Here is a 13,497-nt window from a genome sequence, read left to right on the forward strand (position 1 = left end):
CTGTCATGAACAACTCTGTAGGCAGCACCGCACGGTTGATCGGGGCCGGGCTCCGGGCCCTGCTCGTCCTGACCGTCATCTGCGGCGTCATCTACCCGCTCGCCGTCACCGGTGTCGCGCAGGCCCTGTTCAACGACAAGGCCAACGGCTCCGAGATCAAGTCCGGCGGCAAGGTGGTCGGCTCCGAGCTGATCGGGCAGACGTACAACCAGCCGAAGAAGGACCCCAACGACGCGGAGGAGGCCGCGGTCCTGGACCTGAAGTGGTTCCAGCCGCGCCCGTCCAACGGCCTCGCCACCAACAGCGTCAACACGCAGTACTCGATCATCCTGTCCGGCGCGACCAACCGGTCCGGCGACAACGGCGCGAAGGACGGCCGCTGCCCGACGGACCCGAAGAAGATGGCGGAAGGCAGTCTCTGCGCCCAGGTCGTCACCGCCCAGGACGCCGTGATCGCGGACAACTCCACCGCCACCTACAAGGTCAAGCCCTCGGACGTGCCGGCCGACGCCGTCACCTCCTCCGGCTCCGGCCTGGACCCCGACATCTCCCCGGCGTACGCAAAGCTCCAGATCCACCGCGTCGCCGAGAAGAACCACCTCTCCGTCGCCGAGGTCGACAAGCTCGTCAAGGAGCACACCGACGGCCGGATCCTCGGCTTCATGGGTGAGTCGACGGTGAACGTCCTTCAGCTCAATATCGCGCTCAAGGAACTCATCGAGAAGTGATCTTGTTATGGCAGCAGGCGGGAGTCCGAGGCCACAGGGTTCTCCTGGGGTCGCCGGCTCCCGCCTCGGTCCAGGACCGCACAACCCTCGCGCACAGAAAGGCGGCACGCCGATGACCCGGGTGCTTGTGGTGGAGGACGAACCGCAGCTCGTACGGGCTCTCGAGATCAATCTGAGAGCACGCAAGTACGAGGTGGACTCCGCGCCCGACGGGGAAACGGCCCTTCGGCTCGCCGCCGCGCGCCGCCCGGACGTCGTACTGCTGGACCTCGGGCTGCCCGACATGGACGGCACCGACGTGATCAAGGGCCTTCGCGGCTGGACCCGGGTGCCGATCCTGGTGGTCTCCGCCCGCCGGACCTCGGACGAGAAGGTCGAAGCACTCGACGCGGGCGCCGACGACTACGTCACGAAGCCCTTCAGCATGGACGAGCTGCTGGCCCGGCTGCGGGCCGCATCCCGCCGAACAGCCACTGCGACGCCCACCGACGAGTCGGTGATCGTCACGACGGAGGACTTCACCGTCGATCTCCTGGCGAAGAAGGTCAAGCGTGACGGGTGCGACGTCCGCCTCACCCCGACCGAATGGCACCTGCTGGAAATCCTCATCCACAATCGCGGGAGACTTGTCACCCAGAAGCACCTCCTGCAAGAAGTGTGGGGCCCGGCCTACGGCACGCAGGCCAACTACCTCCGCGTCTACATGGCCCAGCTGAGGCGCAAACTCGAAGCAGACCCTTCACATCCCAGGTATCTCATCACCGCTCCGGGCATGGGCTACCGCTTCGAGATGTGAAGTGTCCCCACAACCATGAAGATCGGAACAATGGCACGCGGCAAGCTTCGGATCTACCTCGGCGCGGCACCGGGCGTCGGCAAGACGTACGCGATGCTCGCCGAGGCGCACCGCCGTATCGAACGCGGCACCGACTGCGTGGTCGCCTTCGTGGAGCACCACGACCGGCCGCGCACCGAAGTGATGCTGCACGGCCTGGAACAGATCGAGCGGCGTGAGATCGAGTACCGGGACACAGTCTTCACCGAGATGGACGTGGACGCGGTCCTGGAACGCCACCCGGCCGTCGCCCTCGTCGACGAACTCGCGCACACCAACGTCCCCGGCTCCCGCAACGCCAAGCGCTGGCGAGATGTCGAGGAGCTCCTCGATGCGGGTATCGACGTCGTCTCCACGGTGAACATCCAGCACCTGGAGTCGCTCGGTGACGTGGTCGAGTCCATAACCGGCGTACGGCAGCGGGAGACCGTACCCGACGAGGTGGTCCGCCGGGCCGACCAGATCGAGCTGGTCGACATGTCCCCGCAGGCGCTGCGCCGCCGGATGGCTCACGGAAACATCTACAAGCCGGACAAGCTCGACGCGGCCCTCTCCAACTACTTCCGCCCGGGAAATCTCACCGCCCTGCGTGAGCTGGCGCTGCTCTGGGTCGCGGACCGGGTCGACGAGTATCTCCGCGAGTACCGGGGCGAGCACAACATCCGCTCCACCTGGCAGGCCCGTGAGCGGATCGTCGTCGGACTCACCGGCGGCCCCGAGGGCCGCACTCTCATCCGCCGTGCCGCCCGGCTGGCGGAGAAGGGTGCCGGCGGCGAGGTTCTGGCGGTCTACATCGCCCGCAGCGACGGGCTGACCTCCGCGTCGCCGAAGGAGCTGGCGGTCCAGCGCACGCTCGTCGAGGACCTCGGCGGCACCTTCCACCACGTCATAGGGGAGGATGTCCCGTCCGCCCTGCTGGAGTTCGCGCGCGGGGTGAACGCCACCCAGATCGTGCTCGGCGTCAGCCGCCGCAGGACGTGGCAGTACATCCTCGGCCCCGGCGTCAGCGCCACCGTCGCCCGGGACTCGGGACCCGATCTCGACGTCCACATCGTCACCCACGAAGCGGTGGCGCAGGGACGCGGCCTGCCGGTCGCACGCGGGGCGCGGCTCGGCCGCTCCAGGATCATCTGGGGCTGGCTGGTGGGCGTGGCCGGCCCCGCCCTGCTGACGGTGCTGCTGACCAATGTGGATGCGGACCTCGGCCTCGCCAACGACATGCTGCTCTTCCTGGCGCTGACCGTGGCCGCGGCCATGGTCGGCGGGCTGCTGCCGGCGCTGGCCTCCGCGGCCTTCGGCTCGCTGCTGCTGAACTACTACTTCACCCCGCCGCTGCATCGGCTGACCATCGCCGACCCCAAGAACATCGTCGCCATCGTGATCTTCGTCGCGGTGGCGATCTCGGTGGCCTCCGTCGTCGACCTGGCCGCACGCCGCACCCACCAGGCCGCGCGGCTGCGTGCCGAGTCCGAGATCCTCTCCTTCCTGGCCGGCAGTGTGCTGCGCGGCGACACGAGCCTGGAGGCACTGCTGGAGCGGGTACGGGAGACCTTCGGCATGGAGTCGGTGGCGCTGCTGGAGCGGGAGAGCGACATCGCGCCATGGACCTGCACCGGGAGCGTCGGCCCCCGCGCGGTCATACGGCCGGAGGACGCGGACGTCGACATGCCCGTCGGCGACCACCTGGCGCTGGCCCTCTCGGGCCGGGTCCTGCCCGCCGAGGACCGCCGCGTGCTCTCCGCCTTCGCCGCCCAGGCCGCCGTCGTACTGGACCGCCAGCGCCTGGTCGGCGAGGCGGCGCAGGCCCGCGAGCTGGCCGAGGGCAACCGCATCCGCACCGCCCTGCTGGCCGCCGTCAGCCACGACCTGCGTACCCCACTGGCGAGCATCAAGGCGTCGGTCACCTCCCTGCGCTCGGACGACGTCGAGTGGTCCGAGGAGGACGAGGCGGAGCTCCTCGAAGCCATCGAGGACGGCGCCGATCGGCTCGACCATCTCGTCGGCAACCTGCTCGACATGTCCCGGCTGCAGACTGGCACCGTCGCCCCGCTGATCCGGGTGACCGACCTCGACGAGGTTGTCCCGATGGCGCTCGTCGGAGTGCCTGTGGAGAGCGTCGAACTGGATATCCCGGAGACGCTGCCGATGGTGGCTGTCGACCGGGGCCTGCTGGAGCGGGCCGTCGCAAACCTCGTTGAGAACGCCGTCAAGTACAGCCCCGACGCCACACCGGTCGCCGTGTCGGCGAGCGCGCTGGGCGACCGGGTCGAACTGCGGGTCGCGGACCGCGGACCCGGCGTCCCCGATGACGCAAAAGAGCGGATTTTTGAGCCGTTCCAGCGCTACGGTGACGCTCCACGCGGTGCCGGAGTGGGCCTCGGCCTCGCGGTCGCGCGCGGCTTCGTCGAGGCCATGGGCGGCACCCTCACCGCCGAGGACACCCCCGGCGGCGGCATGACAATGGTCCTCACCCTCGGCGCGGCGCCCGGCCTCGCTCCGGTCAGCCCCGAACTTCCCGCCTGGGGCACCTCATGACCGGGCGGACCAGTGCAGAGACGACAGTGGAGAAAGGCAGGCTGGCAATGACCCGGGTGCTCGTGGTCGACGACGAGCCGCAGATCGTACGCGCCCTTGTGATCAATCTGAAGGCGCGCAAGTACGAGGTGGACGCGGCTGCCGACGGTGCGACCGCGCTCAAGCTGGCGGCGGCCCGCCACCCCGATGCCGTCGTGCTCGACCTGGGTCTGCCCGACATGGACGGCGTTGAGGTGATCAGGGGTCTGCGCGGCTGGACCCGGGTCCCGATCCTGGTCCTGTCCGCCCGGCACACCTCCGACGAAAAGGTCGAGGCGCTGGACGCAGGCGCCGACGACTACGTCACCAAGCCCTTCGGTATGGACGAGCTGCTGGCCCGGCTGCGCGCCGCGGTCCGCAGGGCCGAGCCGGTCGGCGGCGGGGACGACGATGTGGTGATCGTCGAGACGGAGGGTTTCGCCGTCGATCTCGCGGCGAAGAAGGTGCAGCGGGACGGGCGCGATGTGCGGCTGACGCCGACCGAATGGCATCTGCTTGAGGTGCTGGTACGCAACGCCGGGCGGCTGGTGAGCCAGAAGCAGCTGCTCCAGGAGGTCTGGGGCCCCTCGTACGGCACCGAGACCAACTATCTGCGGGTCTACATGGCCCAGCTGCGGCGCAAGCTGGAGGCCGATCCTTCGCACCCGAAGCACTTTGTGACCGAGCCGGGCATGGGATACCGCTTCGAGCGCTGATGCCAGGCTGTTGCCCGCGGTCAGCCGACGTGGACGCGGGGGCGCTTCGACCGGATGGGCTCGGCCTCGCGCAGGACTTCGCGTGTGACCGGGGCGACTTCTCCCTGGCCGAAGAGGAAGAAGCGGAGGAAGTTGGTGAAGGGGTTGCCCTCGGTCCATTCGAAGTAGATGTGCGGGCGCTGCCCGGTGGTGTTGCGGACGTGCAGGAGCAGGGCAGCCAGGGCGTTGGGGATGGAGGAGGACTCCAGGGTCAGGACCCGGTAGCGGCCGTGCAGCACTTCGCCGCGTACGTTCAGACCGGCCTCGAACTCCGAGGGGTCGAGGACGGTGACCTCCACGAAGACGAAGTCGTCCTGGGCCGGGACGTCGTTGTCCGCCCGGATCTGCTCGATCTTCTCGCGGTACTCGGTGATGTCGCGGTTGTCGGGTTCGTTGGCGATGAACCTGATCCTGCGGCTGGCGATGTCCCGTACGAACCGCTCGGCCATGTCGTCCAGGGTCACGCTGGTGACCCGCAGCTCGAAGGCGCGGGCGAGCCGGGACAGGAGCGAGACGAGGATGATCCCCGCGATGAAGCAGGCGCCGATCTTCACACCGTCGGGCCGCTCGATGACGTTGACCACGGTGGTGTAGAGGAAGACCGCGGAGATGACGGCGAAGCCGATGGTCCAGTTGCGCTGCCCGGCACGGCGGGCAGCGATGGTCACCGCGATGGCCGCGGAACAGATCAGCACCAGCACGCCGGTGGCGTAGGCACCGCCCTGGGCGTCGACGTCGGCGTCGAAGATCCAGGTGACCAGGAACGCCACCAGGATGAAGACGATCACCATCGGGCGCACGGCGCGCGCCCAGTGCGGGGCCATGCCGTAGCGGGGCAGGTAGCGCGGCATCAGGTTGAGCAGTCCGGCCATGGCGGAGGCACCGGCGAACCACAGGATGGCGATGGTCGCGACGTCGTAGACGGTGCCGAAGCCACCTCCGAGGTACTCGTGCGCCAGATACGCGAGCGCGCGCCCGTTGGCCTCGCCGCCCGGCTCGAACTCCTTCTCCGGGATGAGGAGGGTGGTGATGAAACTGGTGGCGATCAGGAACACGCTCATGATCAGCGCGGCGGTGGTCAGCAGCGTCTTCGTGCCGCGGATACGCCCTGCGGGCTTCTCCTCGGTGTCGCCGGCGTCGCCCTCGACGTGCGGCATGACCGCCACGCCGGTCTCGAAGCCGGACAGGCCCAGCGCCAGCTTGGGAAAGACCAGCAGCGCCACCCCGACCATGGCCACAACGTTTCCGTGCTCGGCGGTCAGGGCGCTGGACCAGTCGGTGACCACGTGCGCGGCGGTGGCGACGTGCCACAGGCCCACGACCACGACGACCGCGTTGAGGGCCAGATACAGGCCGACCAGGACGACGGCTACGCCGATCGCCTCCAGGAAGCCCTTGAGGAACACCGCCCCCAGCAGGGCGACGAGCACCAGCGTGACGACCAACTGCTGCCCCTGCAGCACGCTGGGCACATGCGGATTCTCCACCAGGTGCGTGGAGGCGTCCGCCGCCGACAGGGTGATGGTGATCAGGAAGTCGGTGGCCGCGAAGCCGAGCAGGGTCAGAACGAACAGCTTGCCCTTCCAGAACGACAACAAGCGCTCCAGCATGGCGATCGAGCCCTCGCCGTGCGGGCTCTCCTCCGCCACCCGCCGGTACACCGGCAGCGCGCCCGCCAGGGTCACGATCACCAGCACGATTGTGGCCACCGGCGACAGCAGCCCGGCCGCGAGCGCGGCGATGCCCGGCTGATAGCCCAGCGTGGAGAAGTAGTCGACGCCGGTCAGGCACATCACCCGCCACCATCGCTGCCCCTTGTGCGCGGGCGCGGGTTCCGTCTCGGCCTGCGGCCCCTGCTGGTGCCTGGCCATGTCGGACAGGCCTTCCAGCATCCACGCGCGCAGGCGCTGCCGTGGGGTGACAGCGGAATCGGAAGCCGTAGGGGTGGGACTGGCCACCGGGTACTCCTGTCGTACGCAAAAGGAATCCGCCGTCGTGGGGACGGCCCGATCAGCGTACGCAACGCGGCCCGAGGGTGATTCGGCTGGTCAGGGTTAGTCGATGTGAGCCTTGGCGCCTCGGCCGGAGCACCTCGCCGCGGCGGTCGGCCGGCCACGGCGCCACACGCGGTCGGCCGCCCCGGCTACTGGGACGGCGCCACCGAACAAGGGCTGCTCGGCGTGCATCTTGCCGAGGCGTGCGGCGGCGCAGGAGGGACGATCCTCGACCTGGCCGTCGTCCTGGAGGAAACGGGGCGCGCGGCGCGAGCGTACGCAAACTCGTCCAGACCCGCCCACCAGCAGAAGGTCGCCAGCTGGGTCTCGAACTGCTCGGCCCCGAGGGCGCGTTGCGAGAACGAGCCGGTGGGCGGGCTGTGCACGGCTTTCTCATGTCGCGCTGTCTGACCATCGCGGGCGGCACCACACAGGTTCAGCTCAACGTCGTCGCGGAACGGATTCTGGGGCTGCCGCGGGACTGAACAGGGCCGTCACCCCGCGATGTGCGGGGTGACAGCCCTCGGTCGTCGGGTCGCGCCGGCATTGCTCAGAGGCGGACGAGGGCCGGGGCTCCGGGGGCGCGCAGGGTGTTGTGGCGGGCGCGGCCGGACTTGGCGAGCAGGGTGAGGGTGCGGGACAGAAGCATGCCCATGGCGAGGAAGATCAGGGAGTCGGTCAGGGCGTCGGGGGTGATGCGGTGGGTGGCGAGCCAGTGGCCGAGCTGGGTGGGAAAGACGTGGACGGAGGCGTAGGCGAAGTACAGGCGGGCGCCGATCACGGCGGCCCACAGAGCCGCGTAGGCCGCGCCGGCGCGGGAGAAGGCGCTGGACTTGGCGGTGTCGTACTCGACGGGCATCAACGCGGCTGCCAGCAGGCCCAGCAGGATGCCCGTGGCGGCACCGGTGATCTCCAGGGTGAGTCCGTTCCCCGAAGTGGCTCCGTTCTTGATGAAGACCGGGATGACGGCACCGGCCAGCAGGAGAGGTCGGGCCAGACGGAACCAGCCGATCTTGCGCCGCCCGAGGTCGGATTCCAGGACGGCGGTCAGGACTGCGAGGTTGATGATCCAGACGCTGGCGCTCATGGCGGCTTCCTCCGGGTTGTCGGGGGTGGTGGGCTCATGGGTGGTGGAACGCCTCCCACGCTAGGAATCGGCATGGCTCCGGGGCGTCGAACCGGGGGTGGAAGGGGGGTTGACGGCGGGTGGAGGCGCCAGCCTCAACCCAGGGCACAACCAGCAGTTGACGCCGGTCCACCCACCGCGTTCCTACGTTCGTCGTGTGCCGCTCGGCCACACGGGCAGGGCGCAACGATCAGGACGGAAGTGAGCCGCGATGGATGCTGCACGGATCGCCTTGGTGGCCGTACTCGTTGGCTTCGTCGTCGTCAGACGGTTGCGGGGAGAGGCGGTGGTCGCCAAGCGGATGTCCACGGTGCCGCTGGCGCTGACCGCGGTCGGTGCCGCCGACCTCAGACGCGCTTCGGAGGCGCTCAGTGCAACGGACGTCGGCATGCTGGTACTGATGTGCGCCGTGGCGCTGCTCCTGGGGGCGGCGCGGGCCACGACGATCGAACTGTCCGGGCGGGACGGCCGGCTGTGGCAGCGCTACCGCTGGTCGACGCTGGCCATCTGGGCCGCGTTGGTGGCCGCGCGCGTCGGGCTGGGACTGGCCGCGCACGCAGCGGGGGCCGACGCCGTCACGGGCACCAGTAGCCTGCTGCTCACGTTGGGGCTCACGCTGGGGGCGGAGGCGGTCGTGGTGACCCGCCGGGCGGCCGTCGCGGGCCTGCCCCCGGCCACTGCCGCGCCCGGGCGGTAGCGGGCGGACTTCCCCGACACGTCATCCCCATCATGGAGAGCGGCCACGATGTCAGTGCCTTTGACGACCATCCGAGAGCGTCCCGCGTTCGTCTGGGGAATCCGGGCGATGCGGGTCGCGGGCCTGGTGGCTCTGCTGGCGACCACTTCCGCCGCGCAGCCGCACCCCGGGTGGCACGGCCGTCAACTGGCCATCAGCTGCGCCTTGATCGTGGCAGCGGTGGGCTGGGTCGGCTGGCTGCTCAACGAGCGGCACATGCGTGTGACGACGGCCGCACTCGCCACCATGGCGCTGTCCGGCGGGCTGCTCGGTGGGCTGACGCCGCACAGCCCGGCCATCGCGGTTGCCGCCGTCGCCGCCCTCGCCGCAGGAGGCGTCCTGAAGACGGAGGTGTCCATCGCCATCGCCGTCGGGGCTGCACTCGCGCTCACCGCCTCGGTGCTGACGGTGGGCGGCAGCACCGCGACGATGCTCGGCTATCTCGTCCTGATCGGCGCCGGACTGGGCGCGGGATTCATCCGCCTGGGTTACACCCAACGCGCCGACCAGGCCGAACTTCTCCTCGCCCAGACCCAGCGGGCGCGGCAGGCCGAGGCCCACGCCGCCGCTCTGGCGGAACGCACCCGCATCGCCCGCGAGATCCACGACATCCTCGCCCACACGCTGGGCGGCCTGGCCCTGCAACTGGAGGCCGCCCGCGCCCTGCTGGCCGCGGACTCCCTGCCCTCGGGCGATCCGAGCCTCGCCAAGGCCATCGGCTGCGTCGACAGCGCAGGGCAGTTGACCCGGGAGGGGCTGAGCGAGACCCGCCGGGCCGTCCACGCGCTGCGTGAGGACACCACCTCCCTGCCCGACCTGCTCACCGCGCTGATCGGCACCCGCCGGAGCGCGGACGAGAAGGTCCGGCTGAGCCTGCACATCAGTGGAACCTGGCGGCGTATCGAGGCGGACGCGACGCTCGCCCTGTACCGCACCGCCCAGGAAGCCCTCAGCAATGCCGCCAAGCATGCCCCCGGCCAACCCGTCGCCCTCACCTTGGACTACGCGCCGGACCGCGTCCGGCTCACCGCCGTCAACCCACTTCCCGACACGACCACGCCCAGGCCGCTCGGCACGACCGGCGGCGGCTGGGGACTGACCGGGCTGCGCGAGCGGGCCGAGCTGACCGGCGGCACACTCACCGCTGGGGCAACCGACGGCGGTTGGCGCGTATGCGTCACCATTCCCACGTGAGCAGCCACGAAGAGGACCCGATGAACCCACCGATCCGCGTCGTGATCGCGGACGACCAGTCCACCGTGCGCGAGGGCCTGGCCCTGCTCCTGGGCACGGTGCCCGGCCTCGTGGTCGTCGGAGCGGCAGCGGACGGGACAGCCGCCGTCGAACTCGTCACAGCGACTTCCCCGGACGTGGTCCTGATCGACCTGAACATGCCGCGCTGCGACGGGATCGCCGCCACCGCCCGGATCGTGGCCGAGCACCCCGCCACCCGGGTTGTGGTGCTGACCACCTATGCGGACGACACCTCCATCGTGGGCGCACTTCAGGCCGGAGCCCTGGGTTATCTGACCAAGGACGCCACCCGCGCCGACATCGAACGCGCCGTCAAGGCGGCCGCCGCGGGCCAGGCCGTACTCGACCCGCACGTCCAGCAACGCCTCGTCGCCGCGGCCACCGGCACTGCCCCCACCGCGTCCGACGGGTCGGCGGGCTCGGACAGTCTTACCGCCCGCGAGAGCGAGGTCCTGCGGCTGATCGCCGCTGGCTGCTCCAACCGCGAGATCGCCCGCACGCTCGTCGTCAGCGACGCCACGGTCAAGACCCACATCAACCGGATCTTCACCAAGACCGGAAGCCACGACCGCGCCCAGGCCGTCCGCTACGCCTACACCCATGGCTACGCCGAACCCGGCCCCGGTGCCTGACGCGGTCACCCGGGCAAGGCACGCGGCCTTCCGTCGGCTGCCCGGTCCTGTCACTATCTGACGCATCGTCAGATAGTGACAGAGGGGCGGCATCATGAAGGCGTACATCGTCGGCGTCGGTACGACGAAGTTCGAGAAGCCGGAGACCCGCGACTGGCAGTACTGGGACATGGCGAAGGAGTCGGGGACGCAGGCGCTCGCCGATGCGGGGATCTCGTACGACCTCGTCGAGCAGGTGCCCGTCGGCTACTGCTTCCAGGCCTCGACGGCGGGCCAGCGGGCCGCGTACGAACTGGGTCTGACCGGCGTGCCCGTCTACAACGTCAACAACAACTGCGCGACGGGCTCGACGGCGCTGATGATGGCGCGGCAGTTCGTCGAGGGCGGTATCAGCGACTGCGTACTGGCGCTGGGCTTCGAGAAGATGACCCGCGGGGCGCTCGGCGCGGGCTCCGACGGGGGAGACTTCAGCGCCTCGCCCGTCGCCCGGCACTACGGGGTGATGGCGGCAGCGCACGGCTTCGAGATGAGTCCGCCCACCGCCCAGATCTTCGGCAACGCCGCCCGCGAGCACATGGAGCGGTACGGGACGACCGAGGCGCAGCTCGCCGCCGTGGGCGCGAAGAACCACCGGCACTCGGCGAACAATCCCGACGCCCAGTTCCAGGACGTCTACTCGGTCGACGAGATCCTGGCCGCCAAGACGATCCACCGGCCGCTGACCAAGCTCCAGTGCTCGCCCACGTCGGACGGCTCGGCCGCCGCCGTCGTCGTCTCCGAACGCTTCCTTGTGAGGCACGGGTTGCACGGGCGCGCGGTGGAGATCGCCGCCCAGGCCATGACCACCGACACCGAGGAGTCCTTCGCCTCCGGTTCCTGCATCGACGTCGTCGGAAAGCCGATGTCGCGGGCGGCGGCACGGGCCGTGTACGAGAAGTCCGGGCTCGGCATCGAGGACGTCGACGTCGTCGAGCTGCACGACTGCTTCTCCGTCAACGAACTCCTCACCTACGAGGCGCTGGGCATGTGCGACGACGGCGAGTCCGGCAAACTCGTCGAGTCCGGCGCGACGACCTACGGCGGCCGCTGGGTGGTCAACCCCTCGGGCGGCCTGATCTCCAAGGGCCATCCGCTCGGCGCGACCGGTCTTGCCCAGGCGGCGGAACTGGTACGGCAGTTGAGGGACGAGGCGGGTCCGCGGCAGGTGACGGGCGCACGGGTGGGGCTCGCGCACAACATCGGGCTCGGCGGGGCGGCAGTGGTCACCCTGCTGCGGAAGTCCTAGGTCTCCAGGGCTTCCGTCTCGTACACCGAATTCCTGATGTACGGGCCGCCGGGCGGCTGCGACCATGACGCCCATGGTCCAAGCCCGCTCAGACGCCCGCCAGCCCCTCGTACCGACAACCACCGCCCGGCCCGCGCGTACCTGGGCGGTGATCCTTGCCGCGTGCGCCGGGCAGTTCCTCGTCGTGCTCGACGTGTCCGTGGTCAATGTGGCGCTGCCGTCGATGCGCGCGGACCTCGGGCTGACGACGACGGGCCTGCAGTGGGTCCTCAACGCGTACTCCATCGCCTTCGCCGGGTTCATGCTGCTCGGCGGGCGGGCCGCGGACATCTTCGGCCGCAAGCGGATGTTTCTCGTGGGGCTCGGGCTCTTCACGGCCGCGTCCGTCGCGGGCGGGCTCGCCCAGGAGGGCTGGCAGCTGCTCGTCGCCCGGGCCGTCCAGGGGCTCGGTGCGGCGGTGCTCGCGCCGGCGACGCTCACCATCGTGACGGCGGCCGTGCCGCCGGGTCCGGCGCGGACCCGGGCGATCGGCACCTGGACGGCGGTGGGCGCGGCGGGCGGCGCGGCCGGCGGACTCGTCGGCGGGGTCCTCACCGATCTGCTGTCCTGGCGCTGGGTGTTGCTGATCAATGTGCCGGTCGGCGTGCTGGTGCTGGCGGGTGCGACCATGTGGCTCACCGGTGGGGGTACCGGCGGTACCTCGCCCGCGGAAGGACGAGGGGGAGGCCGCAGGCTCGATCTGCCGGGCGCGGTGCTTGTCACGGGCGGCCTCGCGACGGTCGCGTACGGCATCGTGCAGACCGAACAGGCGGGCTGGGCCGCGCCCGCCACGCTGCTGCCGCTGCTCGGCGGGCTCGCTGTGCTCGGGGCGTTCGTGGCCGTGGAGGCGCGCACCGGGGTGCCGCTGATGCCGCTGAAGCTGTTCCGGTCGCGGGCGGTCTCCGCGGCGAACGTGGCCATGCTGGTGTGCGGTTCGGCGTCCTTCGCCATGTGGTTCTTCATGACGGTGTACGCGCAGAACGTGCTGGGCTACACACCTCTGCAAGCCGGCCTGGCGCTCATTCCCAGCTCGGTCAGCGTCATCGTCGGCTCGAAGCTCGCGCCCCGCCTGATGGTGCGGGCCGGTGGCAGGAACGTCGCGGTCATCGGGGCGCTGGTCGCCGCGACCGGGTTCGGCTGGCAGTCCACGATGACCGCGGACGGCACCTATGCCGCCTCGATCCTCGGCCCCGGCATCCTGATGATGGTGGGCGTCGGCCTCGCCGCGACGCCGCTCGCGGCCCTGGCCACCACGGGCGCGGCACCGGGCGACGCGGGCCTCGTCTCGGGGCTGATCAACACCTCCCGCACGATGGGCGGTGCGCTGGGGCTGGCCGTCCTCTCCACGGTTGCGGCGGCCCGCACGGCGGGCGGCACCGACCCGCAGGCGCTGACGGCCGGTTACGCGCTGGCGTTCCGCACGGGGACGGGGGTGCTGCTGGCGGCGGCGGTGCTGATGCTGCTGTGGCTGCCCGGCGCCGCTGCCACGAAGGAATCCGCGCAGGGCACTCCGCCGGGGTGAGGCACTCCGGCGGGGTGAGGCGCTTCGGCGGGGTGAGG

General features: G+C 70.3%; 12 protein-coding genes and 1 pseudogene. 11 read left to right on the plus strand and 2 right to left on the minus strand.

What is annotated here, in order from left to right; genetic code table 11:
• Window positions 1–5: 5 nt before the first annotated feature.
• The 4 genes from ACI2LP_RS29470 to ACI2LP_RS29485 all read left to right on the plus strand — a co-directional run bounded on the left by ACI2LP_RS29470 (window position 6) and on the right by ACI2LP_RS29485 (window position 4,832).
• Complete coding sequence (locus ACI2LP_RS29470; RefSeq protein ID WP_404727573.1) at window positions 6–728, plus strand: potassium-transporting ATPase subunit C; 723 nt, start codon at window positions 6–8, stop codon at window positions 726–728.
• Between the two features lie 112 nt (window positions 729–840).
• Window positions 841–1,524: a response regulator gene (locus ACI2LP_RS29475; protein ID WP_404727574.1), complete on the plus strand. Its 684-nt coding sequence runs from the start codon at window positions 841–843 to the stop codon at window positions 1,522–1,524.
• A gap of 30 nt (window positions 1,525–1,554) precedes the next feature.
• Complete coding sequence (locus ACI2LP_RS29480) at window positions 1,555–4,098, plus strand: ATP-binding protein (RefSeq protein ID WP_404727681.1); 2,544 nt, start codon at window positions 1,555–1,557, stop codon at window positions 4,096–4,098.
• A gap of 47 nt (window positions 4,099–4,145) precedes the next feature.
• Window positions 4,146–4,832, plus strand: coding sequence for a response regulator (locus ACI2LP_RS29485; protein ID WP_404727575.1), 687 nt, complete (start codon window positions 4,146–4,148; stop codon window positions 4,830–4,832).
• Window positions 4,833–4,852: 20 nt separating this feature from the next.
• On the opposite strand, the gene ACI2LP_RS29490 is transcribed toward ACI2LP_RS29485, so the two are convergent.
• Entirely contained in the window at window positions 4,853–6,763 is a 1,911-nt protein-coding gene (locus ACI2LP_RS29490; protein ID WP_404727682.1) for an amino acid transporter, read from the minus strand.
• A gap of 171 nt (window positions 6,764–6,934) precedes the next feature.
• On the opposite strand from ACI2LP_RS29490, the pseudogene ACI2LP_RS29495 reads away from it, so the two are divergent.
• Window positions 6,935–7,087: pseudogene (locus ACI2LP_RS29495) on the plus strand (hypothetical protein); the annotation flags it as partial.
• The gene (locus ACI2LP_RS29500) at window positions 7,018–7,350 is read left to right on the plus strand and encodes an acyl-CoA dehydrogenase family protein (protein ID WP_404727683.1); all 333 of its coding nucleotides are present in this window, start codon (window positions 7,018–7,020) and stop codon (window positions 7,348–7,350) included. The pseudogene ACI2LP_RS29495 and the gene ACI2LP_RS29500, both read left to right, overlap by 70 nt.
• Window positions 7,351–7,415: 65 nt before the next feature.
• Here ACI2LP_RS29500 and ACI2LP_RS29505 read toward each other — a convergent pair whose 3' ends face one another.
• Window positions 7,416–7,952 (minus strand): hypothetical protein, encoded by a 537-nt coding sequence (locus ACI2LP_RS29505; RefSeq protein WP_404727576.1) that lies wholly within the window; start codon window positions 7,950–7,952, stop codon window positions 7,416–7,418.
• A 250-nt stretch (window positions 7,953–8,202) separates the two neighbouring features.
• Between ACI2LP_RS29505 and ACI2LP_RS29510 the strand changes: the two genes are divergently transcribed.
• The 5 genes from ACI2LP_RS29510 to ACI2LP_RS29530 all read left to right on the plus strand — a co-directional run bounded on the left by ACI2LP_RS29510 (window position 8,203) and on the right by ACI2LP_RS29530 (window position 13,459).
• Window positions 8,203–8,688 carry a hypothetical protein gene (locus ACI2LP_RS29510; RefSeq protein WP_404727577.1) on the plus strand — a complete coding sequence of 162 codons (486 nt, stop codon included), beginning with the start codon at window positions 8,203–8,205 and terminating at the stop codon, window positions 8,686–8,688.
• A 60-nt stretch (window positions 8,689–8,748) separates the two neighbouring features.
• Window positions 8,749–9,921 (plus strand): sensor histidine kinase, encoded by a 1,173-nt coding sequence (locus ACI2LP_RS29515; RefSeq protein ID WP_404727578.1) that lies wholly within the window; start codon window positions 8,749–8,751, stop codon window positions 9,919–9,921.
• Between the two features lie 20 nt (window positions 9,922–9,941).
• Entirely contained in the window at window positions 9,942–10,613 is a 672-nt protein-coding gene (locus tag ACI2LP_RS29520; protein WP_404727684.1) for a response regulator, read from the plus strand.
• A 94-nt stretch (window positions 10,614–10,707) separates the two neighbouring features.
• Entirely contained in the window at window positions 10,708–11,898 is a 1,191-nt protein-coding gene (locus tag ACI2LP_RS29525; protein ID WP_404727579.1) for a lipid-transfer protein, read from the plus strand.
• Window positions 11,899–11,971: 73 nt separating this feature from the next.
• The gene (locus ACI2LP_RS29530) at window positions 11,972–13,459 is read left to right on the plus strand and encodes an MFS transporter (RefSeq protein ID WP_404727580.1); all 1,488 of its coding nucleotides are present in this window, start codon (window positions 11,972–11,974) and stop codon (window positions 13,457–13,459) included.
• The last annotated feature ends 38 nt before the right edge of the window (window positions 13,460–13,497 follow it).

This window comes from Streptomyces sp. NPDC019890 (genome assembly GCF_044903445.1).
GTDB lineage: Bacteria > Actinomycetota > Actinomycetes > Streptomycetales > Streptomycetaceae > Streptomyces.

What these genes read in the sequence shown, in the direction of transcription:
- ACI2LP_RS29470 (WP_404727573.1), top strand. Translation starts at nt 6, where the DNA reads ATGAACAACTCTGTAGGCAGCACCGCACGGTTGATCGGGGCCGGGCTC.
- ACI2LP_RS29475 (WP_404727574.1), top strand. Translation starts at nt 841, where the DNA reads ATGACCCGGGTGCTTGTGGTGGAGGACGAACCGCAGCTCGTACGGGCT.
- ACI2LP_RS29480 (WP_404727681.1), top strand. Translation starts at nt 1,555, where the DNA reads ATGGCACGCGGCAAGCTTCGGATCTACCTCGGCGCGGCACCGGGCGTC.
- ACI2LP_RS29485 (WP_404727575.1), top strand. Translation starts at nt 4,146, where the DNA reads ATGACCCGGGTGCTCGTGGTCGACGACGAGCCGCAGATCGTACGCGCC.
- ACI2LP_RS29490 (WP_404727682.1), bottom strand. Translation starts at nt 6,763, where the DNA reads ATGCTGGAAGGCCTGTCCGACATGGCCAGGCACCAGCAGGGGCCGCAG.
- ACI2LP_RS29505 (WP_404727576.1), bottom strand. Translation starts at nt 7,952, where the DNA reads ATGAGCGCCAGCGTCTGGATCATCAACCTCGCAGTCCTGACCGCCGTC.
- ACI2LP_RS29510 (WP_404727577.1), top strand. Translation starts at nt 8,203, where the DNA reads ATGGATGCTGCACGGATCGCCTTGGTGGCCGTACTCGTTGGCTTCGTC.
- ACI2LP_RS29520 (WP_404727684.1), top strand. Translation starts at nt 9,942, where the DNA reads ATGAACCCACCGATCCGCGTCGTGATCGCGGACGACCAGTCCACCGTG.
- ACI2LP_RS29525 (WP_404727579.1), top strand. Translation starts at nt 10,708, where the DNA reads ATGAAGGCGTACATCGTCGGCGTCGGTACGACGAAGTTCGAGAAGCCG.
- ACI2LP_RS29530 (WP_404727580.1), top strand. Translation starts at nt 11,972, where the DNA reads ATGGTCCAAGCCCGCTCAGACGCCCGCCAGCCCCTCGTACCGACAACC.